Annotated in this window: 22 protein-coding genes and 1 other RNA gene; 15 read left to right on the top strand and 8 right to left on the bottom strand. The window is 69.0% G+C overall.

Annotation, left to right across the window (positions count from 1 at the left end):
- Nucleotides 1-16: 16 nt before the first annotated feature.
- Nucleotides 17-1075, top strand: coding sequence for an oxidoreductase (locus A9977_RS04675; RefSeq protein WP_183023725.1), 1059 nt, complete (start codon nucleotides 17-19; stop codon nucleotides 1073-1075).
- 57 nt (nucleotides 1076-1132) lie between these two features.
- On the opposite strand, the gene rho is transcribed toward A9977_RS04675, so the two are convergent.
- Both rho and trxA read right to left on the bottom strand, forming a co-directional pair.
- Nucleotides 1133-2398 (bottom strand): transcription termination factor Rho, encoded by a 1266-nt coding sequence (gene rho / locus A9977_RS04670; RefSeq protein ID WP_183023724.1) that lies wholly within the window; start codon nucleotides 2396-2398, stop codon nucleotides 1133-1135.
- A gap of 177 nt (nucleotides 2399-2575) precedes the next feature.
- Nucleotides 2576-2908, bottom strand: coding sequence for a thioredoxin TrxA (gene trxA, locus A9977_RS04665; RefSeq protein ID WP_183023723.1), 333 nt, complete (start codon nucleotides 2906-2908; stop codon nucleotides 2576-2578).
- Nucleotides 2909-3049: 141 nt separating this feature from the next.
- On the opposite strand from trxA, the gene A9977_RS04660 reads away from it, so the two are divergent.
- Together A9977_RS04660 and A9977_RS04655 are read left to right on the top strand one after the other, a co-directional pair.
- Complete coding sequence (locus tag A9977_RS04660; protein WP_183023722.1) at nucleotides 3050-4306, top strand: TIGR03862 family flavoprotein; 1257 nt, start codon at nucleotides 3050-3052, stop codon at nucleotides 4304-4306.
- A gap of 69 nt (nucleotides 4307-4375) precedes the next feature.
- Nucleotides 4376-4687 carry a hypothetical protein gene (locus A9977_RS04655; protein ID WP_183023721.1) on the top strand — a complete coding sequence of 104 codons (312 nt, stop codon included), beginning with the start codon at nucleotides 4376-4378 and terminating at the stop codon, nucleotides 4685-4687.
- A gap of 438 nt (nucleotides 4688-5125) precedes the next feature.
- Here A9977_RS04655 and ffs read toward each other — a convergent pair.
- Nucleotides 5126-5222: signal recognition particle sRNA small type (gene ffs, locus A9977_RS04650), an RNA gene on the bottom strand.
- A 146-nt stretch (nucleotides 5223-5368) separates the two neighbouring features.
- On the opposite strand from ffs, the gene dnaX reads away from it, so the two are divergent.
- The 7 genes from dnaX (at nucleotide 5369) to A9977_RS04615 (ending at nucleotide 11654) form a co-directional block, all read left to right on the top strand.
- Entirely contained in the window at nucleotides 5369-7288 is a 1920-nt protein-coding gene (gene dnaX / locus A9977_RS04645; RefSeq protein ID WP_183023720.1) for a DNA polymerase III subunit gamma/tau, read from the top strand.
- Nucleotides 7289-7333: 45 nt separating this feature from the next.
- Entirely contained in the window at nucleotides 7334-7666 is a 333-nt protein-coding gene (locus A9977_RS04640; protein ID WP_183023719.1) for a YbaB/EbfC family nucleoid-associated protein, read from the top strand.
- A gap of 63 nt (nucleotides 7667-7729) precedes the next feature.
- Nucleotides 7730-8320 carry a recombination mediator RecR gene (recR, locus tag A9977_RS04635; protein WP_183023718.1) on the top strand — a complete coding sequence of 197 codons (591 nt, stop codon included), beginning with the start codon at nucleotides 7730-7732 and terminating at the stop codon, nucleotides 8318-8320.
- Nucleotides 8321-8346: 26 nt separating this feature from the next.
- Entirely contained in the window at nucleotides 8347-8739 is a 393-nt protein-coding gene (locus A9977_RS04630; protein ID WP_183023717.1) for an MAPEG family protein, read from the top strand.
- Nucleotides 8740-8879: 140 nt separating this feature from the next.
- On the top strand, nucleotides 8880-9914 hold the full coding sequence (locus A9977_RS04625) for an ABC transporter substrate-binding protein (protein ID WP_183023716.1): 1035 nt from the start codon (nucleotides 8880-8882) through the stop codon (nucleotides 9912-9914).
- A gap of 76 nt (nucleotides 9915-9990) precedes the next feature.
- Complete coding sequence (locus tag A9977_RS04620) at nucleotides 9991-10815, top strand: ABC transporter ATP-binding protein (RefSeq protein ID WP_183023715.1); 825 nt, start codon at nucleotides 9991-9993, stop codon at nucleotides 10813-10815.
- Nucleotides 10816-10817: 2 nt separating this feature from the next.
- Nucleotides 10818-11654, top strand: a complete 837-nt coding sequence (locus A9977_RS04615) for an ABC transporter permease (protein WP_183023714.1) — start codon at nucleotides 10818-10820, stop codon at nucleotides 11652-11654.
- A gap of 30 nt (nucleotides 11655-11684) precedes the next feature.
- Here the strand turns inward: A9977_RS04615 and A9977_RS04610 are convergent, their stop codons facing one another.
- Nucleotides 11685-13298 (bottom strand): transglycosylase SLT domain-containing protein, encoded by a 1614-nt coding sequence (locus A9977_RS04610; RefSeq protein WP_183023713.1) that lies wholly within the window; start codon nucleotides 13296-13298, stop codon nucleotides 11685-11687.
- Complete coding sequence (gene gloB, locus A9977_RS04605) at nucleotides 13295-14080, bottom strand: hydroxyacylglutathione hydrolase (RefSeq protein ID WP_183023712.1); 786 nt, start codon at nucleotides 14078-14080, stop codon at nucleotides 13295-13297. Before gloB ends, A9977_RS04610 begins: the two co-directional genes overlap by 4 nt.
- A gap of 19 nt (nucleotides 14081-14099) precedes the next feature.
- Between gloB and A9977_RS04600 the strand changes: the two genes are divergently transcribed.
- Nucleotides 14100-14876 carry a methyltransferase domain-containing protein gene (locus A9977_RS04600; protein ID WP_183023767.1) on the top strand — a complete coding sequence of 259 codons (777 nt, stop codon included), beginning with the start codon at nucleotides 14100-14102 and terminating at the stop codon, nucleotides 14874-14876.
- Nucleotides 14873-15322, top strand: coding sequence for a ribonuclease HI (rnhA, locus tag A9977_RS04595; RefSeq protein ID WP_183023711.1), 450 nt, complete (start codon nucleotides 14873-14875; stop codon nucleotides 15320-15322). Before A9977_RS04600 ends, rnhA begins: the two co-directional genes overlap by 4 nt.
- 102 nt (nucleotides 15323-15424) lie before the next feature.
- Here rnhA and glp read toward each other — a convergent pair whose 3' ends face one another.
- From glp to moaA, 3 genes are read right to left on the bottom strand one after another with little or no spacing between them, the layout of a single operon-like run.
- Entirely contained in the window at nucleotides 15425-16723 is a 1299-nt protein-coding gene (gene glp, locus A9977_RS04590) for a gephyrin-like molybdotransferase Glp (RefSeq protein WP_183023710.1), read from the bottom strand.
- Nucleotides 16720-17343: a molybdenum cofactor guanylyltransferase MobA gene (gene mobA, locus A9977_RS04585; protein WP_183023709.1), complete on the bottom strand. Its 624-nt coding sequence runs from the start codon at nucleotides 17341-17343 to the stop codon at nucleotides 16720-16722. The genes glp and mobA overlap by 4 nt, the downstream gene beginning before the upstream one ends.
- Nucleotides 17340-18461 carry a GTP 3',8-cyclase MoaA gene (gene moaA / locus A9977_RS04580; protein WP_183023708.1) on the bottom strand — a complete coding sequence of 374 codons (1122 nt, stop codon included), beginning with the start codon at nucleotides 18459-18461 and terminating at the stop codon, nucleotides 17340-17342. Before moaA ends, mobA begins: the two co-directional genes overlap by 4 nt.
- A 201-nt stretch (nucleotides 18462-18662) precedes the next feature.
- On the opposite strand from moaA, the gene A9977_RS04575 reads away from it, so the two are divergent.
- The 3 genes from A9977_RS04575 to A9977_RS04565 are packed head-to-tail and all read left to right on the top strand — an operon-like array spanning nucleotide 18663 to nucleotide 20735.
- Nucleotides 18663-19157 (top strand): hypothetical protein, encoded by a 495-nt coding sequence (locus tag A9977_RS04575; RefSeq protein WP_183023707.1) that lies wholly within the window; start codon nucleotides 18663-18665, stop codon nucleotides 19155-19157.
- 38 nt (nucleotides 19158-19195) lie between these two features.
- Complete coding sequence (locus A9977_RS04570) at nucleotides 19196-19819, top strand: superoxide dismutase (protein WP_183023706.1); 624 nt, start codon at nucleotides 19196-19198, stop codon at nucleotides 19817-19819.
- 10 nt (nucleotides 19820-19829) lie between these two features.
- Entirely contained in the window at nucleotides 19830-20735 is a 906-nt protein-coding gene (locus tag A9977_RS04565) for a ZIP family metal transporter (RefSeq protein ID WP_183023705.1), read from the top strand.
- Nucleotides 20736-20767: the final 32 nt, after the last annotated feature.

Raw genomic sequence — 20767 nt, 5'->3', positions numbered from 1 at the left:
CTCCAGAACCCCTGCCATGTCTTCCTCTCCCTTGCGCGTCGGCCTGATCGGCTACGGTTTCGCCGGCCAGACCTTCCATGCGCCGGTGCTGTCGGCCGTGCCCGGCCTCGAACTGGCGGCGGTGGCCAGCTCGCAGCCCGACAAGGTGCGCGCCGACTGGCCCGGCGTGGCGGTCGAGCCCGACAGCGCCGCGCTGCTGGCCCGTCCCGACATCGACCTGGTGGTGATCGCCGCGCCCAACGCGCAGCACCATCCGCTGGCCCAGGCGGCGCTCGAGGCCGGCCGGCACGTGGTCGTCGACAAGCCCTTCACCCTCGACGCGGCCCAGGCGCGCGAGCTGGCGGCGCTGGCCGCGCAGCAGGGGCGCCTGCTCTCGGTCTACCAGAACCGCCGCTTCGACGCCGACTTCCTGACGCTGCGCGCGCTGCTGGCGAGCGGCCAGCTGGGCCGGCCGGTGTACTTCGAATCGCACTTCGACCGCTTCCGGCCGCAGGTGCGCGAGCGCTGGCGCGAGCAGGCGGTGCCGGGCGCGGGGCTGTGGGTCGACCTGGGCGCGCACCTGCTGGACCAGGCGGTGCAGCTCTTCGGCCGGCCCGACACGCTGCAACTCGACACCGCGGCGCTGCGCGACGGCGCGCAGGTCGAGGACTATTTCCACGCCGTGCTGCGCTACGAGACCGGGCCGCACGCCCCGCTGCGCGTGGTGCTGCATGCCACGACGCTGGCCGCCCATGCGGCGCCGCGTTATCTGGTGCACGGCACGCGCGGCAGCTATGTGAAACAGGGCGTCGATCCGCAGGAGGATGCGCTGCGCGCCGGCGCACGGCCGGGCGGTGACGACTGGGGCGTCGACCCGCTGCTGGGCGATCTGAAGGTGGTGGCGGTGGAGAACTGGGTGCGCGACAGCAGCGTGCCCAACCACCGCGGCAACTACGTCGCCTACTACGCCGCGGTGCGCGATGCGATCCTGGGCGTCGGACCGAATCCGGTGCCGCCCGAGCAGGCCGTGGCGCTCATGGAACTGCTCGACCTCGGCACTCGCAGCGCCCGCGAAGGCCGAGCACTCTCGCCATAGAAAAAGCGCGTCGGCCCGTGAGGGACGACGCGCTTCAGGCGACGATCGCGAGGGGGCTCAGCCGCCTCTGCGCATCATGTCGAAGAACTCGACATTGGTCTTCGTCGCCTTCATGTTCTTGAGCATCAGCTCCATCGACTCGATCTCGTCCATGTTGTACATCAACTGGCGCAGGATGCGGGTCTTCTGCAGGATCTCGGGTGCGAGCAGCAGCTCTTCGCGGCGCGTGCCGCTGCGGTTGAGCTGGATCGAGGGGAACACGCGCTTCTCGTAGAGGCGGCGGTCGAGGTGGATTTCGGAGTTGCCGGTGCCCTTGAACTCTTCGAAGATCACTTCGTCCATGCGGCTGCCGGTGTCGATCAGCGCGGTGCCGATGATGGTCAGCGAGCCGCCTTCTTCCACGTTGCGCGCGGCGCCGAGGAAGCGCTTGGGGCGCTGCAGCGCGTTGGAGTCGACGCCACCGGTCAGCACCTTGCCCGAGGAAGGCACGACGTTGTTGTAGGCGCGGGCCAGGCGGGTGATCGAGTCCAGCAGGATCACCACGTCCTTCTTGAGTTCGACCAGGCGCTTGGCGCGCTCGATCACCATCTCGGCGACGTGCACGTGGCGCGCGGCAGGCTCGTCGAAGGTCGAGGCAATGACCTCGCCCTTCACGGTGCGCTGCATTTCGGTCACTTCTTCAGGGCGCTCGTCGACGAGCAGCACCATCATGTGGACGTCGGGGTAGTTGGCGCTGATCGCATGCGCAATGTGCTGCATCATCACCGTCTTGCCGCTCTTGGGCGGTGCCACCAGCAGGGCGCGCTGGCCCTTGCCGATGGGGGCGATGATGTCGATCACGCGGCCGGTGATGTTCTCTTCGCTCTTGATGCCGTCGCGCTCGAGCTTCATCTGTTCCTTGGGGAACAGCGGCGTCAGGTTCTCGAACATCACCTTGTGCTTGTTCTGCTCGGGCGGGCCGTCGTTGACCTTGTCCAGCTTGGTCAGCGCGAAGTAGCGCTCGCCGTCCTTGGGCGTGCGCACTTCGCCCTCGACCATGTCGCCGGTGTGCAGGTTGAAGCGTCGGACCTGGCTCGGCGAGATGTAGATGTCGTCGGTGCTGGCGGTGAAGCTGGTGTCGGGGCTGCGCAGGAAACCGAAGCCGTCGGGCAGGATTTCGAGAACGCCATCGGCGAAGACCTGTTCGCCGGCCTTCGCGCGCTTCTTGATGATCGCGAACATCAGCTCCTGCTTGCGCATGCGGCCGACGTTTTCGATCTCAAGGGCTTCGGCCTGCTTGAGGACTTCAGACACGTGGAGTGCCTTGAGTTCGTTTAAGTGCATGGAGCGACCCCTCGCGGGGCGGTATCGAACGGAAAACGGGGGGAGGTTTCAGGAGAGGCGAGAACTGCCTCACGAACCGGGGAACTCAAACCGGGCGGGCCGGTGATCTGCAGGAGATTATGACAGGAAAAACAAGACGGCCGCCGCATTGCGCGACGGCCGCCGATTCGAAGCGACTCAGGCGAGTTGCTGATCGATGAAGGCGGTCAGTTGGGCCTTGCTCATGGCGCCGACCTTGGTGGCTGCCAGCTGGCCGTCCTTGAACAGCATCAGCGTGGGGATGCCGCGGATGCCGAACTTGGCGGGGATGTCGCGGTTCTCGTCGACGTTCATCTTGGCAATCTGCAGCTTGCCTTCGTAGGTGCTGGAGACTTCGTCGAGAATCGGCGCGATCATCTTGCAGGGGCCGCACCACTCGGCCCAGTAGTCCACCAGAACGGGCTTGCCGGACTTGAGCACGTCGGCTTCGAAGGAAGAGTCGGAGATGTGTTTGATGAGATCGCTTGCCATGATTTTTCCTTGTGACGCGAGTGGTTTCGGTGCGGCTAAAGTGCTGGTCATTGTGGCAGAAACCAAGTGTCGGCGTGGTGTGCGCACCCGCTATGGGCTCGATAGCCAAAGCCCTTCTTTCCTCTGAACTTGGAACCCCGAATGAGCATTGAAAACACCGTCGCCGTGATCGGCGGCGGCCCCGCGGGCCTGATGGCCGCCGAAGTCCTGAGCGCGGCCGGACGCCAGGTCCATCTCTATGACGCCATGCCCTCGGTGGGACGCAAGTTCCTGCTGGCGGGCCGCGGCGGCCTGAACCTCACGCATTCCGAAGACCTCGCGACCTTCGTGACCCGCTTCGGCGAGCGCCGCGCGCAGATCGAGCCGCTGCTGCAAAGCTTCGGCCCCGAGGCCCTGCGTGCCTGGGCCCAGGGCCTGGGCATCGAGACCTTCGTCGGCACCTCGGGCCGCGTGTTCCCGGCCGACATGAAGGCCGCGCCGCTGTTGCGCGCCTGGCTGCACCGGCTGCGCGCCGCGGGCGTGCAGTTCCATATGCGGCACCGCTGGCTCGGTGCTTCGGACGCAGCCTTGTCGCCGACCGCGCTGCGCTTCGCGACACCGGCGGGCGAGGTGCAGGCCGAAGCGTCGGCCGTGGTGCTGGCCCTGGGCGGCGCGAGCTGGCCCCGGCTGGGGTCCGATGGCGCCTGGGTGCCGTGGCTGCAGGCGCACGGCGTGGCGGTGGAGGCCTTGCAGCCGGCCAACTGCGGCTTCGACGTGGGATGGAGCGAACACTTCAGCACGCGCTTCGCGGGCCAGCCCTTCAAGTCTGTGGCCATCGCCTTCACCGACGGCCAGGGCCGCCACTTCGCGCGCAAGGGCGAGTTCGTGGCGACCGCGACCGGCGTCGAGGGCAGCCTGGTCTATGCGGCCTCCGGCCTGCTGCGCGACGAGATCGCGGTGCGCGGCAGCGCGACGATGCTGCTGGACCTGCTGCCCGACCGCAGCGCCGAGCAGGTGCATGCGGCCGTGATGCATCCGCGCGGCTCGCGTTCGTTGAGCAGCCATCTCAAGAGCCGCCTCGGCCTCGACGGCGTCAAGGCCGGCGTGCTGTACGAGGTGCTGGGGCGCGACGGCGTGCAGGCCGGCGAGGCCCTCTCGCGTTCGATCAAGGCATTGCCGATCCGGCTGGCGGCGGCCCGGCCCGTGGCCGAGGCCATCAGCAGCGCGGGCGGCGTGCGCTTCGACGCGCTGGACGAACAGCTGATGGCACGCGCGCTGCCCGGCGTGTTCTGCGCGGGCGAGATGCTGGACTGGGAGGCGCCGACCGGTGGCTACCTGCTCACCGCATCGATGGCCAGCGGCGCGGCTGCGGCCCGAGGGGTGTTGCAGCGCATGCAGGAATCGTCCTACAAGAGGTGAATACTTCCGGATTACATGCATGTGAAGTGTGACTCCCGAAAATCTTCGGTCACAAAAAGTTTCTCAAGCATGCATCCGCAAGTCGATATTCGCAAAATCCGCGACAGGTATTTCAACTATGGCGTCAGCATCGGCTCAGCCGACGATCGCCACCTGCGCGAGGGCCTCTGGTCCATCGCCGAGTGCCTGCACGACGCAGCCACCGCCCTGAGCCACCATTTCTCGGTGGCCGTCCTGAGCTACGAAGGGCGGCAGCTCGGCGCCTACCGCATTGCCGCCATGGAGCACGAAACGCTGGCGCTGGCGGAGACGCTGGCGGCCAAGTTGCGGGTCCGTGAGGCGGGCGCCTGCTTCCGCGCCGGTGCATCGCTGTCCAGTTGAGGCGCGCAGGACCACGTCCTGGCTCCGGTCGAAGCCGCTGATTTTTGCGCTTCGATTGCCCCGATCCGGTCGGTGCCCTTTCTTTGGGCAATGTGGCGGCAGGCCTTATGGCGCCTCGATTTGGCCCCCCTTGCCCCGGCAGAACTCACAGCTTTATCCACAGAAGAAGAGAACAACTTGGGGGTTGACGGCCGCGTCGGAATGATGGATGTGGGGCCGCACCCAGCCCCGTTCGGCTGCAAGCGGAGGGCCGTTTCTGTCTGGCGGGATCAGGCGAAGGATGTCGTCGAGGCGAGTTCGGGCCCAGCGATGGCGCGAGCCCGCGGGGGCTGGCCATGTCCGGCATCGACACTGGGGAGGGAGAGCTTTCGGGGCGCGGTGCGCCGCGCTTCGGGGTGGCGCTCGAGTTGTCCACAACTCAAGGCTTTTGGATGTGAGGTTGACGAGCCTTACCCCCGGCACTGACTACGCAGTTAGGGCTGCTTGGTTCCCCATCTGACCCGGTTGGCCGCTTCACCATGCGGGGAGGCCCGTCAGCGCCCATTGTAGCCGCCCCGGAGTACACGCCCCGCCCCGCATCTCCATATCCCTGCGGGGACATGCCCTTGTCCGGACCGCTCGGTTCGCCGCATTCAAGGCATTCGGCGGGAAGGGGGCGTCGCGCCTTTTAGAATGCCTGCAATGTCCTATCTCGTGCTCGCCCGCAAATACCGGCCCCGTAATTTCGAAGAAATGGTCGGCCAGGAGCATGTGGTCCAGGCCCTGTCGAACGCGCTGACCACTCAGCGGCTGCACCACGCCTACCTGTTCACCGGCACCCGGGGTGTCGGCAAGACCACGGTCTCGCGCGTGCTGGCCAAGTCGCTCAACTGCCAGGGCCCGGACGGGCAGGGCGGCATCACGGCCACGCCCTGCGGCGTCTGCCAGGCCTGCCGCGATATCGATGCGGGCCGCTTCGTCGACTACACCGAACTCGACGCGGCCTCGAACCGCGGCGTGGACGAGGTGCAGTCGCTGCTCGAGCAGGCGGTCTACAAGCCGGTCCAGGGGCGCTTCAAGGTCTTCATGATCGACGAAGTGCACATGCTCACCAACACCGCGTTCAACGCGATGCTCAAGACGCTGGAAGAGCCGCCCGAATACCTCAAGTTCGTGCTGGCCACCACCGATCCGCAGAAGGTGCCGGTCACGGTGCTGTCGCGCTGTCTGCAGTTCAACCTGCGGCCGATGGCGCCCGAGACCGTGCTGGACCACCTCACGCAGGTGCTGGCCGCGGAGTCGGTCGAGGCCGAGCCGCAGGCGCTGCGCCTGCTGGCGCGCGCCGCGCGCGGCTCGATGCGCGATGCGCTGTCGCTGACCGACCAGGCCATCGCCTTCGGCAACGGCCAGCTGCAGGAAGCCAGCGTGCGCCAGATGCTGGGCAGCGTCGACCGCGGCCATGTGTTCCGGCTGATCGATGCGCTGGCCCAGGGCGACGGCAAGACCGTGGTCGAAACCTCCGAGGTCCTGCGCCGCGACGGCCTGTCCGCCGCGTCGACGCTGGAAGAGATGACGACCGTGCTGCAGGGCATGGCGGTGCTGCAGGCGGTGCCCGCGCGCGCGGCGGCGGCTTCCGGCGACACCGATCCCGATGCGGCCGAGACCGCGCGCCTGGCCGCCACCATGCCGGCCGACGAGACCCAGCTGCTCTACAGCCTCTGCCTGCACGGCCGCGCCGAACTGGGCCTGGCGCCCGACGAGTACGCGGCGCTGACCATGGTGCTGTTGCGGCTGCTGGCCTTCAAGCCCGCGAACGCATCGGCGGCTGTGGCTTCGGCCTCCCCGGAAAAAAAAACTCTGAATGAAGGGTCGGCGGCCCCGCCGCCACCCGTTTCGGCCCCCCTTCCTGCCCCGGCCGCGGCCCCGGCCCGTCCATTGGCCGTGCGTGAGATGAGCGAGCCGGCGCCGGCGCCCAGGGTCGCTCCCGCTCCTGTGGCGCCGCCTGCGGCCGTCGTCGCCGCGCCCGCCCGGCCGGTGCCGTCCACCCCGCCGGGCCATCGCCTGCCGGTGCGCGAATCGCCGCCGTCGGCCGACGGGCCGCCGGCCTACTTCGATGACATCCCGATGGAAGAGCCGCCCGCGCGCGTGCTCGCCATGCCGGTGCGCGTGCAGCCGGCCTCGGATGCGCGCGAGCAGCCACGGGGCGCCGACAGCGTGGTCTCATCGCCCATTCCGCCCAGCGAGGACGGCGACTTCTGGTACGCGACGGTGACGCAGCTGGTGGTTGCCGAGGCCATCACCGCGCTGGCGCGCGAGCTGGCGCTGCAGTCGCAGCTGGTCGCGCGCGATGTCGACCAGTGGCTGCTGCGCGTCGAGCGCGAGACGCTCAATCAACCCGCGAGCCGGGAGAAATTGCAGGTCGCGCTTGCCGCGCTCGGCCATGGGGTGAGAATCGCCATCGAGATCGGCGGCGTGAGCGACAGCCCGGCGCGCCGCAACAAGCAGGCGGCCGATGCGCGCCAGCGCGCGGCGGAAGAGGCCATCCATGGCGACCCCGAAGTGCAACAGCTGATGCGCGACTGGGACGCGAAGGTCGTGCCCGGTACGCTGCGGCCCGTCTGATTTTTTCTTTCTTTCTTTCACCCACCCAACCTATCAGGACCAACGATGTTCAACAAAGGACAACTGGCCGGCCTCATGAAGCAGGCGCAGGCAATGCAGGACAACCTCAAGAAGGCCCAGGAAGAACTGGCGCACATCGAGGTCGAGGGCGAGTCGGGCGCGGGCCTGGTGAAGGTCGTCATGACCTGCAAGCACGACGTCAAGCGCATCACCATCGATCCCAGCCTGCTGGCCGACGACAAGGACATGCTGGAAGACCTGGTCGCCGCCGCCTTCAACGCCGCGGTGCGCAAGGCCGAGGAAACCAGCGAGCAGAAGATGGGCAAGCTCACCGCGGGCATGCCCGGCATGCCGGCCGGCATGAAGCTGCCGTTCTGATGGCTTCACCACCCCGCCCCCCGGGGCCGGGGTTTCCATGTCTCTTTCTCCGTGAGGTGACTGTTGGCTGATTCCAGTTCCCTCGACATGCTGATCGAAGCGCTGCGTCGCTTGCCGGGCGTGGGCATCAAGTCGGCGTCGCGCATGGCCTTCCACCTGCTGCAGCACGACCGTCCGGCCGCGCAGATGCTGGCGCGCGCATTGCAGGAAGCGGCGGCCGAGGTGCGGCACTGCGAGCGCTGCAACACCTTCACCGAGGCACCGATCTGCCAGGTCTGCAGCGATCCGCGGCGCGATGGCAGCAAGCTCTGCGTGGTCGAGACGCCGGCCGACCAGGCCGCGCTCGAACGCACCGGCGCCTTCCATGGCTACTACTTCGTGCTGATGGGACGCCTGAGCCCGCTCGACGGCATCGGGCCGCACGACATCGGCCTGCAGAAACTCTTCGACCGCGCGCTCGACGGCAGCGTGGTCGAGGTGATCCTGGCGACCAACTTCACCGCCGAGGGCGAAGCCACGGCCCACGTGATCGGCGAGACGCTGCGACAGCGTGGCCTCACGGTCACGCGGCTCGCGCGCGGCGTACCGGCCGGCAGCGAACTCGAGTACGTCGACCTCGGCACCATCGCGCATGCGCTGGTCGACCGTCGATAGGACGTGTTTTCCACCGGAGACATCGCATGAGCCTGCCTTTCCTGCCCCTGGCCTACTGGTGCGTACTGGTCGCCGCCTTGCTGCCCTATGTGTGTACCTGGATCGCCAAGGCCGGCAGCTTCGGCCCGCGCGACAACGTCTCGCCGCGCGACTGGGCCTCCAAGCAGAACGGCTGGCGCGCCCGCGCCAACGCGGCGCAGGCCAACAGCTTCGAAGGCCTGCCCTTGTTCATCGGCGCGGTGCTCATCGCGCACCAACTCGATGCCGCACAGGCGCGGACCGACATGCTGGCCGTGGCCTATGTGGTGCTGCGCGTGATCTACATCGCGCTCTATGTGCGCGGTGCGGGCACGGCGCGCAGCGCGGTCTGGGCGCTGGGTCTGCTGGTCAATATCGCGATCGTTTTCGCGGGTCGCTGATCGTCCTTCGGGAGGGCCATGACCCTCCTTTTTGCTTACGTGGAAACCCCCACGGGATGTTCCCGATGCAGCGGGTGCATGCGCGCGCCTAAGCTCGATTCGGTCTTCAAGCCGAACGACAAACCAGGGACCCAAGCGCCATGCTCAATCGCCGCACCTTCACCTCCGCCGCCGCGCTGGGCGCCGCATCGATCGCCGTGCCGCGGGTGGTGGCACAGGCCAAGCTCGAGAAGACCCGGGTGTCCATCGCCGTGGGTGGCAAGGCGGCCTTCTACTACCTGCCGCTGACCATCACGGAGCAGCTGGGCTACTTCAAGGCCGAGGGGCTGGACGTGGAGATCTCCGACTTCGCCGGTGGTGCGCGCGCGCTGCAGGCGGTGGTCGGCGGCTCGGCCGACGTGTGCTCCGGCGCCTACGAGCACACCATCAACCTGCAGGCCAAGAACCAGATGTTCCAGGCCTTCGTGCTGCAGGGGCGGGCGCCGCAGATCGCAGTGGGTGTCTCGACCAAGAACATGGCGGGCTACAAGAACATCGCTGAGCTCAAGGGCAAGAAGATCGGTGTCTCGGCACCGGGCTCGTCGACCAACATGGTAGCCAACCTGGTGCTGTCGCGCGGCGGGCTCAAGCCCAGCGACGTGAGCTTCATCGGTGTCGGCGTGGCCGCGGGTGCGCTCACCGCGTTGCGCTCGGGCCAGATCGACGCCATCAGCAACACCGACCCGGTAATGACCATGCTCGAGCAGAAGGGCGACGTGCAGATCATCAGCGACACCCGCACGCTCAAGGGCACGCACGACGTGTTCGGCGGCCTGATGCCCGCGGCCTGCCTCTACGCCTCCTCCGATTTCATCCAGAAGAATCCGGGCACCTGCCAGGCGCTGGCCAACGCGATCGTGCACGGCCTCAAGTGGCTGCAGACCGCTGGCCCCAGCGACATCATCAAGACCGTGCCCGAGACCTATCTGCTGGGCGACCGCGCGCTCTACCTCGCGTCCTTCGACAAGATCCGCGAATCGATCGCCATCGACGGCCTGGTGCCGGCCGAGGGCCCCAAGACCGCGTTGACCGCCATCGCCAGCTTCGACCCCAGCGTGAAGGCCGACAAGATCGACCTGAGCAAGACCTACACCAACGATTTCGCGCGGCGCGCGAAGGAGCGCTTCAAGGCCTGAGGCCGCGTTCATCGACCCGGCCCAGGCCGGGTTTTTTCTGGGACACCACCGCCGAGCGTCCGCCTTCATCCGCACCATGTCCGCCGATTCCCCCTACGCCCTCGAACTGATCGACATCCAGTGCACCTTCCGCGCGAAGGACGATGCGAGCCAGCGCTACACCGCGGTGGCCGACACCACGCTGCGCATCCGCGAAGGCGAGTTCGTCTCCGTGGTCGGACCCACGGGCTGCGGCAAGTCGACGCTGCTCAACGTGGGCGCGGGGCTGCTGCAGCCGTCGTCGGGCACGGTGAAGGTGTTCGGCCAGCCGCTCAGGGGCATCAACACGCGCGCCGGCTACATGTTCCAGACCGAGGCATTGATGCCCTGGCGCAGCGCGCGTGACAACGTGATGGTCGGGCTGCAGTACCGCGGCGTGTCCGATGCCGATGCGGCCGCGCAAGCCGAGCAGTGGCTCGCGCGCGTGGGGCTCGCGGGCTTCGGCGACCGCTACCCGCACCAGCTCTCGGGCGGCATGCGCAAGCGCGCGGCGCTGGCGCAGACGCTGGTGCTCGACCCCGACATCATCCTGATGGACGAGCCCTTCAGTGCGCTCGACGTACAGACGCGGCAGTTGATGGAGAACGAGGTGCTCGAACTCTGGAGCCGGAAGAAGAAGGCCGTGCTCTTCATCACGCACGACCTCGACGAGGCCATTGCGATGAGCGACCGAGTGGTGGTGCTGTCGGCCGGCCCGGCCACGCATCCGATCGGCGAATTCGCGATCGACCTCGCGCGGCCGCGCGACGTGGCCGAGGTGCGCACGCACCCGCGCTTCGTCGAGCTGCACACGCAGATCTGGAACGTGTTGCGCGACGAGGTGCTCAAGGGCTACGCGCAGCAGTTGAAGAAGGCTGCGTGAGCATGACTACGTTCCGACCCACCGAACGCAACGCCCGTGCCTGGCAGGTCGGCCTGCTGGTCGTGCTGCTGCTGGCCTGGCACCTGGTGTCGCGCGGCGACAAGGCGGCTTTCTTCCTGGGCGAACCGATCCAGGTCGCGGGACGCATCTGGAGCTGGTTCCTGCCCTTCGCCGTGCCGCCCAACCCGCTGTTCCCCGAAGGGCTGCCCGGCAACGCGGACATCTACCGGCACCTCGGCACCACGCTGCTCGAGACCGTGCTGGCCTTCGGCATCGGCACGGTGCTGGGGCTGGCCTGCGGGCTCTGGCTGGCGCTCGCGCCCACCGCCAGCCTGATCCTCGACCCCTACATCAAGGCCGCCAACTCGATGCCGCGCGTGATCCTGGCACCGATCTTCGCGCTGTGGTTCGGGCTGGGCATCTGGAGCAAGGTGGCGCTGGCGGTCACGCTGGTGTTCTTCATCGTCTTCTTCAACGTCTACCAGGGCGTGCGCGAGGTGAGCCCGGTGGTGCTGGCCAACGCGAAGATGCTGGGCGCCAACCAGCGGCAGCTGCTGCGCACGGTGTACCTGCCGAGCGCGACGAGCTGGGTGTTCTCCAGCCTGCACACCTCCGTCGGCCTGGCCTTCGTTGGCGCGGTGGTGGGCGAGTACCTGGGCTCGGCGCGCGGCGTGGGCTATCTGATCCTGCAGGCCGAGGGCACCTTCGACGTCAACACCGTGTTCGCGGGCATCGTGGTGCTCACGGTCTTCGCGCTGGCGCTCGACGGCATCGTGGGGCGTGTCGAGCGGCGCCTCATGAAATGGCAGCCGCGCACCGGCGAGACCGAGAAACTCTGAGCGCGGCGCGCGTCCTGCCGCGACGGCCGCTCAGCGTTTCTGCTTGGACGGCGTGCCGCCGCGCTTCTCGCGCACGATCGGGGCGGGCCTGCTCTTGACCACCACGGGCCGGGTCTTGACCACGGCGGTCTTGCCGGCCACCGCCTGGCGTGCCGGCAAGGCTGTCCTGGCGCTCGCGCCGCGCACCGCGGTGCCACTGCCCACGCGGGCCGCACGCGCGGCCTGCACCGGCAGGTAGACGACCACGCTCAGGCCGCGCGCGAACACGTGGTTGGCCTTGACGTCGTTCCATTCGGCCACGCTGGCGGGGCTCACGCGGTAGCGCCGCGCGATGCTGGCCACGCTGTCGCTGCGGCCGGCCTTGACGGTGGTGCGGCGCGTCACGATCTCGGGCTGGAAGCTCAGGTGGCCGGTGTCCGCCACCAGCGCGGCCACGTCTTCCTGCACCCGCGCGCCGCGCGGCACGATCAGCGTCGAGCCGGCCTTGATCAGCATCCGCGGCGGCACCTGGTTGATGGCGCGCAGATCCGATTCGCTCATGCCCGAGCGCTGGGCGGCATCGGCCACGGTCATGGTGCCGGGCACGGTCCAGGCGGTCCAGCTGGCGTACTGGCCCTGGCTGTAGGCCTCGAAGTTGCGCTGGAACACGGCGGCGTTGTCCCAGGGCAGCAGGATCTGCGGCGTGCCGGCGGCCAGCAGCACCGGCTTGTGGGCGGCGGGGTTGAGCGCGCGGAAGTCCTCGATGCGCACGTCGGCCAGCTTGGCGGCCAACGATACGTCGAGGTCGCGCGTGAGCGTCACGGTCTGGAAGTAGGGGTGGTTGGCGATCACCGGCAGGTCGACGTTGAAGCGCTGCGGATCGGCCACGATGTTCTTGACCGCCTGGAGCTTGGGTACGTAGCCGCGCGTCTCGGCCGGCATCGTGAGGTCCATGTAGCCGGTCGGCAGGCCCGCGCGCTGGTTCTTGGCGATGGCACGCCCGACGCTGCCTTCGCCCCAGTTGTAGGCCGCCAGCGCCAGGTGCCAGTCGCCGAACATGGTGTAGAGGCGCTGCAGGTAGTCGAGCGCCGCGCGGGTGGAGGCCAGCACGTCGCGCCGGTCGTCGCGGAAGATGTTCTGCTTGAGGTCGTAGTCGTTGCCGGTCGCGGGCATGAACTGCCACATGCCGGCGGCGCGCGCGCTGGACACGGCCTGCGGGTTGAAGGCGCTCTCGATGAAGGGCAGCAGCGCCAGCTCGGTCGGCATGTTGCGGCGCTCGAGTTCCTCGACGATGTGGAAGATGTAGCGGTTGGAGCGCTCGGTCATGCGCTGCACGTAGTCGGGCCGCACCGCATACCACTGCTCCTGTTCGCGCACCGTGTCGGTGTCGAGGTCGGGCATCTTGAAGCCGCGGCGGATGCGGTCCCACATGTCGACCGGAGGCGCCAGCGTGACCACGCTGCGTGCGCTCGCACCGGAACGTCCGGCGGTGATGGGGGTCAGCGCGCCGCCGGGGTAGACAGGCGCGGCGGAACCTTCGGGCAGTGCGACGGGTGGCATGCCGCCGTCGGTGGCGGGCAGGTCCGTCGACGAAGGCTGCTGCGTGCTGGCGCAGCCCGCGAGAAAGACGGCGCCTGCCAGGCAGACGGCGGAGAGAAATTTCATCGGAAGTCGTTTTTCCATTGGCGCAATGCAGCGAACACCTCGACCTCGGCCGCGTCGGCGCCGAGGTGGGCCTGTGCGCGCACGGCTTGAAGGACGGTGGCTTCGCGGCTGCGAAGAAAGGGGTTGATCCGGCGCTCGGTGCCGAGCTGCGAGGGCAGTGTCGGCGTACCGTGCGCGCGCAGCGATTCGCAATGCGCCGTGTAGTGAGTCAGGTCGGCGTTGCCGGGTTCCACCGCACGGGCGAATCGCAGGTTAGCAAGTGTGTATTCGTGGCCGCAGCAGACGCGGGTGTCGTCCGGTAGCGCAGCCAGCGTGTCGAGCGAGGCCAGCATCTGCGCTGGCGTGCCCTCGAAGATGCGGCCGCAGCCGCCAGAGAACAGCGTGTCGCCGCAGAACACGATCGGCGCCTGGCCGTGGCGCGCATCGGCGGGCAGGAAGAAGGCGATGTGGCCCGCGGTGTGGCCCGGGATGTCGAACACCTCGAAGCGCAGGCCCAGGGCTTCGGCGTGGTCGCCGCGCGCCAGGGGCGTGTAAGGCTCGGCAATGCTTTCGCCGGCCGGACCGAAGACCTGCGCCCCGGTGGCCTCGCGCAGCGCCACGACACCGCCCGTGTGATCGGCGTGATGGTGCGTGACTAGAATCGCGGCCAGTTGCAGATGAGCGCGCGCGAGCGCATCGAACACCGGTTGGGCGTCGCCCGGGTCCACCACGATCGCGTGGCTCCCGTTCTGCAGCATCCAGATGTAGTTGTCAGCGAAGGCGGGCAGCGGAACAAGGGTCATGAGCGGTCAAATTATAGGTTTGCAGGATTGGTTCGAGACCCCGCCTGGCCAGTACCTGCTGGCATGGGAGCAGGCGCAGTTCGACCAGGCGGTGGCCGATGTCTTCGGCTACCACGCGCTGCAGCTGGGCTCGGGGCGTATCGACGCGTTGCGCACCAACCGCATGCCGCACCGCTGGCTGGCCCTCGCCGACACCGTGCCCGCGGGCCGTGCGGCGCTGCTGACCGAATTCTCCGCCTTGCCCTTCCCCGCGAACAGCCTTGACTTGATCGTGCTGCCGCACACGCTCGAACTCAGCCCCGATCCGCACGCGACGCTGCGCGAGGTCGAGCGCGTGCTGGTCCCCGAGGGCCGGGTCATCATCTGCGGGTTGAACCCGACCAGCCTCTGGGGCATGCGCCAGCGGCGCGCCCATCTTTACAAAAAACTGGGCTTCGGCGAGCTGTTCCTGCCCCAGACCGGCGATTTCATCGGCTACTGGCGCATGCGCGACTGGCTGCGCCTGCTGAGCTTCGAGGTGGAATCGGGGCGTTTCGGGGTGTACCGTCCGGCGGTGCGCAGCGAGGCCTGGCTCGAGCGCCTGCGCTGGTTCGACACCGCCGGCGAGCGCTGGTGGCCGATCTTCGGCGCCGTCTATTTCCTGGTCGCGGTCAAGCGGGTGCGCGGCATGCGCCTGCTGAGCGCCGACTGGCGGCGTGCCTCGCAGCGCGCCAGCGCACCCGTGCCGATCGCCGGCCGGATGCACCGCGAACCCGGTTCGCACCACCCATCGTCATCCAAAGGAACAGGTTCTTGAACGAAGTACAGATCTATACCGACGGGGCTTGCAAGGGCAACCCCGGCCCGGGCGGCTGGGGCGCATGGCTCAAGTCGGGCCCGACCGAGAAGGAGTTGTTCGGCGGTGAGCTCGCCACCACCAACAACCGCATGGAGCTGCAGGCCGTGATCGAAGGCCTGGCCGCGCTCAAGCGGCCCTGCAAGGTCATCCTGTACCTCGACAGCCAGTACGTGCGCCAGGGCATCACGGAATGGATCAAGGGCTGGAAGGCCAAGGGCTGGATGACCGCCAGCAAGCAGCCGGTCAAGAACGTCGAGCTCTGGAAGCGCCTCGATGCGCTGGTGCAGGAGGGCGGTCACCAGATCGAATGGCGCTGGGTCAAGGGCCACTCGGGCGATCCGGGCAACGAGCGGGCCGACATGCTGGCCAACAAGGGCGTCGACAAGGCACTGGGACGCCTCTGAGCCATTGGTTGGGCCCAGGTCATTCGTGAAACACCGCGGAACCGGCTTTGCCGGGCCGATGGTGTTGCCCCCTGCGAGGGGGGACGCGACGCAAAGTGCGCGCTAGATGCAGCCGTCGAACAGCATCACGTCGACGGGTTCGCCCGCGGCCACGCTGCCCTGGTCGTGGTGCAGCACCACCAGGCCGTTGGCCTCGGCCATCGAGCGCAGCACGCCCGAGCCCTGGTTCGTCGCCACACACACCTCGGGCAATGCCCCCGGCACGGTGCGCACGAAGCCGCGCTGGTATTCGGTGCGGCCCGGCTTCTTGCGGATCGCGCTGGCCGTGGTCGCGCGCAGCAGCGGCGGCGGTGCGCGGTGCGCGGCATTGCAGCCCATGCGCTGCAGCAGGGCCGGGCGCACGAAGGCGAGAAAGGTCACCATCACGGCCACCGGGTTGCCCGGCAGACCGAACAGCAGGGCGTCGCTGCCGTCGTCGCGTGCAACCAGGCCCACGGCCATCGGCCGGCCCGGCCGCATGGCGATGCGCCAGAAAGCGATGTCGCCGAGTCGCTGCATCACGGCGCGCGTGTGGTCGGCCTCGCCCACGCTCACACCGCCGCTGCTGATGATCACGTCGGCCTGCCGCGCGGCCTCGCGCAGCGTGGCTTCGAGTGCCGCCGGATCGTCGCGCACCACGCCCAGGTCGACGATCTCGCAGCCCAGCCGCGTCAGCAGGCCCAGCAGCGTGTAGCGGTTGCTGTCGTAGACCGCGCCTTCGCGCGGTGCCTCGCCCAGGCTCAGGATCTCGTTGCCGGTGGAGAAGCTGGCGACACGCAGCCGCGGCCAGACCGGCAGCGTCGCCAGCCCGAGGCTGGCGGCGAGGCCCAGCGCGGCCGGGCCCAGGCGGTCGCCTTCGCGCAGCGCGGCGCGGCCGGCCGCGAGGTCTTCGCCGGCCAAGCGGCGGTTGGCGCCGCGGCGCAGCAGGGTCGTTGCGAAGCGCACTTCGCCCTGGTCGACCGTGCACAGCTCCTGCGGCACCACGGTGTCGAGGCCTGGCGGCATCACCGCGCCGGTCGTGATCCGGACCGCCTGGCCCGCGTCGATCCGGCCGCGCCAGCAGGTGCCCGCGAGCGCCGTGCCGGCGATCTGCAGGCGGAGCTCGCCCGCGGCGCCGTCGAGCGCCGCGCCATCGAAGGCGAAGCCGTCCATGGCCGAGTTGTCGTGCGGCGGCACGTCGAAGGGCGAGACGATGTCCCGGGCCAGCACACGGTCGAGCGCCAGATGCAGCGGCACCGTCTCGTGGGGCCGCTCCGCGGCCGGGCCCACGAGGCGGGCCAGGAAGGCGTGCACGCCCTCGACGCTCAGCGCCTGCGGGTCATGGCCGCTCAGCGCGGCCGCGATCTCGGCGATGCGCTTCATCGCGACGCCAGTGCCTCGAGCGCCTGCAGTTCGTCCAGCGTGTTGGCGTTGGCGAAGGCGCCGGGTGCGTCGAAGCGCACCTGCACCGTGCGATGCCCGGCCGTCCAGGCGTCGATCTTGCGGCCGCCCTGGGCGATGAAGCGCGCGAGGCTGTCGCGCAGCGCGGTCGGCAGCAGGCAGAACACGGGTTGCGGGCGCCACACGGTGGCACCTTGCGCATCGGCCTCGGGGGCGCAGGCGACGGCGATCTCGGCCTCCGCGGCCGCCAGTGCATCGGCCAGGCGGCGCGCCAGGTCGAGCGGGAACAGGGGCGTGTCGCAGGGCACGGTCAGCAGCCAGGGCGTGTCGCAATGCGCGAGCCCGGCCAGGAAGCCGGCCAGCGGGCCCGGCCGGCTGTCGTCGGCATCGGGCCAGACCGGCGCGCCGAAGGCTTCGTAGGCCGCGCGGTGGCGGTTGGCATTGAAGCGCAGCGCGCCGACCTGCGGCGCGAGCCGCCGCGCCGCGTGCTGGGCCAGGGGCAGGCCGTCGAAGGGCTGCAGGCCCTTGTCGACGCCGCCCATGCGCGCGCCGCGCCCACCGGCGAGCACCAGGCCCGTGATGTCTTGGGTGGAGATCGTCATCCGCCGATGTAGCTCATCTCGACCCGGCGGGGCGCGCCCGGGTCGCTCGTGTCGGGGGCGCGCAGCGCGCGCAGTTCGGAGTAGCGGTCGGACCGGCCCTGCCAGATGTGGCCGATGGTCGACAGGATCGCGTCGTCGGATGACTCGGGGGCCCGCAGCAGGGGCCGCAGGTCGTGGCCGCTGCTGGCGAACAGGCAGAGGAAGAGCTTGCCTTCGGTCGACAGCCGGGCCCGGCTGCAGTCGCCGCAGAAGGCCTGGGTCACGCTGCTGATCACGCCGATCTCGCCGGCGCCGTCTTCATAGGCCCAGCGCTGCGCCGTCTCACCGGGCGCGGAGGCCTGCAGCGGGCGCAGCGGGAACTCGGCGCCGATGCGCGCGACCACCTCGGCCGAGGGCAGCACCTCGTGCATGCGCCAGCCGTTGGTGGCGCCGACGTCCATGTATTCGATGAAGCGCAGCACCGCGCCGGTGCCGCGGAAGTGGCGCGCCATCGGCAGGATCTCCTGGTCGTTGGTGCCGCGCTTGACCACCATGTTGATCTTGACCGGCAGCCCGGCGGTCCGGGCCGCATCGATGCCGGCCAGCACCTCGGTCACCGGGAAGTCGACGTCGTTCATGCGGCGGAACACCGCGTCGTCGAGGCTGTCGAGGCTCACCGTCACGCGCTGCAGGCCGGCGTCCTTGAGGGCCCGGGCCTTGCGGGCGAGCAGCGAGGCGTTGGTGGTCAGCGTCAGGTCCAGCGGCTGGCCGTCGGGCGCGCGCAGGGCCGCGAGCTGTTCGACCAGCGATTCCAGGTTCTTGCGCAGCAGCGGCTCGCCGCCGGTGAGCCGGAGCTTGCGCACGCCGTGCGCCGCGAACAGCCTGGCCAGCCGCGTGATCTCCTCGAAGCTCAGCAGCGCGCCGTGCGGCAGGTAGCGGTAGTCCTTGTCAAACACTTCCTTGGGCATGCAGTAGCTGCAGCGGAAGTTGCAGCGGTCGGTCACGCTGATGCGCAGGTCGGTGAGCGGACGGCCGAGACGGTCGTGCAGCAGGCCGGTGGCCGGCACGCGCTGCATCGCCACCGGCGCGCGCGTCGAGGCGCGGCCGATGTCGGCGAGGGGGACGAAGGTCTCATTCATGGCGGGGTGGCGTGCAGAAGCCAATTTACCTGATCGCTCCGGCCGTTTCGTCATCCGGGACAAGCCGACCGGGGGCAGGGCGGGTTCGCCCTCGTCGGTAAAACCCCTGGATGGACGTCTTTGGTGCGAATGACTATCATTTGATGACCCGAGTACGCAAAGCTCCATTCGACGCAAAGGGTGAACCGAGAGGAGCTTTGCATGAACCGATCTCCGGGTCTCCCGCTCACGCCCGTCGTGCCGCCGCCCTCCGGACTGCCCGAATGGGAAGGCCTGATGCGCGGCGTTGGCGATGCCATGCGGCGCGGCCAAGCCGTGCTGGCCGAGCGCACCTGCCTGCAGGCGCTGGCCATCGCGCAGGCCTTGCTGGCGTCCGGCGACGCCACGCGGGCGGACGACCGCATGGCGGCCTTCGTCGTCACGCACCTGCAACTGGCGGACCTCTGCCGCAACGCGGACCGCGAGCACGATGCCGCGGCGTACCTGCGCACCGCCCACTGCACGCTTATGGCGCTGCTGCGCAGCGCCACGGCCGACCCCGCGCTGCAACAAGCCGCCTTCCGCCACAGCCGCGAGACCCACGCCGCGCTGCTGGCGCACCTCGCCGAGCACGGCAGCGATCCGGCCATCGTGGCCGCGCTGCGTGCCGGCTGCATGCCTTTTTCGCACGCCGCGCACGGCGCCACGCTGCACTGAGCGATCTCCCGATTTTTTCAAAGCCAAGGAACCTTGCCATGCCTCACGTCCTCCCCAGCCTGCCTTACGCCTATGACGCGCTGGAGCCGCACATCGACGCGCAGACGATGGAGATCCATTTCACGAAGCACCACCAGGCCTACGTGAACAACCTCAACGCCGCGCTCGCGGGCACGGCCTTCGCCGAGCAGCCCGTGGAGCAGCTGATCGTCGAGCTCGACAAGCTGCCCGAAGCCCTGCGCGCGCCGGTGCGCAACAACGGCGGCGGCCACGCCAACCACAGCCTGTTCTGGACCGTGATGTCGCCCACCGGCGGCGGCGTGCCCGACGGCGAACTGGCCCGCGCCATCGACGCCGACCTGGGCGGCTTCGACGCCTTCAAGGAGGCCTTCACCAAGGCCGCGCTGACGCGCTTCGGCAGCGGCTGGGCCTGGCTCGGCGTCTCGAAGGAGGGCAAGCTGGCCGTCGAGAGCAGCGGCAACCAGGACAGTCCGCTGATGCGGGGCATCGGTTCGGGCAACACGCCGATCCTCGGGCTCGACGTGTGGGAGCACGCCTACTACCTCAAGTACCAGAACCGTCGCCCCGAATACATCGCGGCGTTCTACAACGTGGTGGATTGGGCCGAAGTGGCGCGGCGCTACGCCGCAGCGCGTGCCTGAGGAGGACAGGATGGACGAGACACGGTCGGTGGCGGTGCGCCAGGGGTGGTCGATGCGGCAGTGCGTCGGCTGGCTGATCGTGGCGGCCGGGGTGGCGGTGCTGCTTGCCCAGTTCTGGCAGTTCGTGGCCGGCAACGCCGTCGTCTTCAATGCCTTCGTCGGCGGTTCGGTGGCGGCGCTGGCCACCGCGCTGGGCACGCTGCCGGTGCTTTTCTCGCAGAAGCTCTCGGACCGCGTGCAGGACACGCTGTTCGGCTTCGGCGCCGGCGTGATGCTGGCCGCCTGCGCGTTCTCGCTGATCATCCCGGGCCTCGAGGCCGCGCGTTCGAGCCAGGCCTTCGGCGGCGGCCCGTGGGCGGCCGGCGGCGTGGTGGGCAGTGCGATCCTGCTGGGCGCACTGGCCCTGCTGATGCTCGACCGTGTGCTGCCGCACGAGCACTTCATCAAGGGGCGCGAGGGCCATTCGGCGCAGAAACTGCGGCGCACTTGGCTGTTCGTGATCGCGATCGCGCTGCACAACCTGCCCGAGGGCCTGGCCATCGGCGTGGGCTATGCCGGCAACGAAGGCCTGCGCGCCAACGCGCTGGCCACCGGCATCGCGATCCAGGACGTGCCAGAAGGCCTGGTGGTGGCGGTGGCGCTGCTGGCCGCGGGCTATAGCCGCGCCTTCGCGGTCGGGCTGGGCATGGCTTCGGGCCTGGTGGAGCCGATCGGCGCCGTGATCGGCGCCGCCGTCGTGGGCTACTCGGCCGCGCTGCTGCCCTGGGGCCTGGGTTTCGCGGCCGGCGCCATGCTGTTCGTGATCAGCCACGAGATCATCCCGGAGTCGCACCGCAAGGGGCACGAGGCCTTCGCCACGGGCGGGCTGATGATCGGCTTCGTGCTGATGATGATGCTGGACACCGCGCTAGCCTGACGAGCGCGTCTTCCGGTCTGTTCGTGAAACAC

Origin of the sequence: Variovorax sp. UMC13 (assembly GCF_014170375.1) — a bacterium.
In the GTDB taxonomy this organism is placed as follows: domain Bacteria; phylum Pseudomonadota; class Gammaproteobacteria; order Burkholderiales; family Burkholderiaceae_C; genus Variovorax.
This window is presented reverse-complemented; position numbering and strand designations above follow the sequence as displayed.

Bases quoted from the DNA above. Each gene is read 5' to 3' on its own strand.
- A9977_RS04610 (WP_183023713.1), bottom strand. From the start codon at position 13,298: ATGAAATTTCTCTCCGCCGTCTGCCTGGCAGGCGCCGTCTTTCTCGCG.
- A9977_RS04575 (WP_183023707.1), top strand. From the start codon at position 18,663: ATGAACCGATCTCCGGGTCTCCCGCTCACGCCCGTCGTGCCGCCGCCC.
- A9977_RS04630 (WP_183023717.1), top strand. From the start codon at position 8,347: ATGAGCCTGCCTTTCCTGCCCCTGGCCTACTGGTGCGTACTGGTCGCC.
- mobA (WP_183023709.1), bottom strand. From the start codon at position 17,343: ATGACGATCTCCACCCAAGACATCACGGGCCTGGTGCTCGCCGGTGGG.
- gloB (WP_183023712.1), bottom strand. From the start codon at position 14,080: ATGACCCTTGTTCCGCTGCCCGCCTTCGCTGACAACTACATCTGGATG.
- glp (WP_183023710.1), bottom strand. From the start codon at position 16,723: ATGAAGCGCATCGCCGAGATCGCGGCCGCGCTGAGCGGCCATGACCCG.
- A9977_RS04620 (WP_183023715.1), top strand. From the start codon at position 9,991: ATGTCCGCCGATTCCCCCTACGCCCTCGAACTGATCGACATCCAGTGC.
- rho (WP_183023724.1), bottom strand. From the start codon at position 2,398: ATGCACTTAAACGAACTCAAGGCACTCCACGTGTCTGAAGTCCTCAAG.
- A9977_RS04655 (WP_183023721.1), top strand. From the start codon at position 4,376: ATGCATCCGCAAGTCGATATTCGCAAAATCCGCGACAGGTATTTCAAC.
- A9977_RS04615 (WP_183023714.1), top strand. From the start codon at position 10,818: ATGACTACGTTCCGACCCACCGAACGCAACGCCCGTGCCTGGCAGGTC.
- A9977_RS04570 (WP_183023706.1), top strand. From the start codon at position 19,196: ATGCCTCACGTCCTCCCCAGCCTGCCTTACGCCTATGACGCGCTGGAG.
- A9977_RS04565 (WP_183023705.1), top strand. From the start codon at position 19,830: ATGGACGAGACACGGTCGGTGGCGGTGCGCCAGGGGTGGTCGATGCGG.
- trxA (WP_183023723.1), bottom strand. From the start codon at position 2,908: ATGGCAAGCGATCTCATCAAACACATCTCCGACTCTTCCTTCGAAGCC.
- A9977_RS04675 (WP_183023725.1), top strand. From the start codon at position 17: ATGTCTTCCTCTCCCTTGCGCGTCGGCCTGATCGGCTACGGTTTCGCC.
- dnaX (WP_183023720.1), top strand. From the start codon at position 5,369: ATGTCCTATCTCGTGCTCGCCCGCAAATACCGGCCCCGTAATTTCGAA.
- A9977_RS04660 (WP_183023722.1), top strand. From the start codon at position 3,050: ATGAGCATTGAAAACACCGTCGCCGTGATCGGCGGCGGCCCCGCGGGC.
- A9977_RS04640 (WP_183023719.1), top strand. From the start codon at position 7,334: ATGTTCAACAAAGGACAACTGGCCGGCCTCATGAAGCAGGCGCAGGCA.
- moaA (WP_183023708.1), bottom strand. From the start codon at position 18,461: ATGAATGAGACCTTCGTCCCCCTCGCCGACATCGGCCGCGCCTCGACG.
- A9977_RS04625 (WP_183023716.1), top strand. From the start codon at position 8,880: ATGCTCAATCGCCGCACCTTCACCTCCGCCGCCGCGCTGGGCGCCGCA.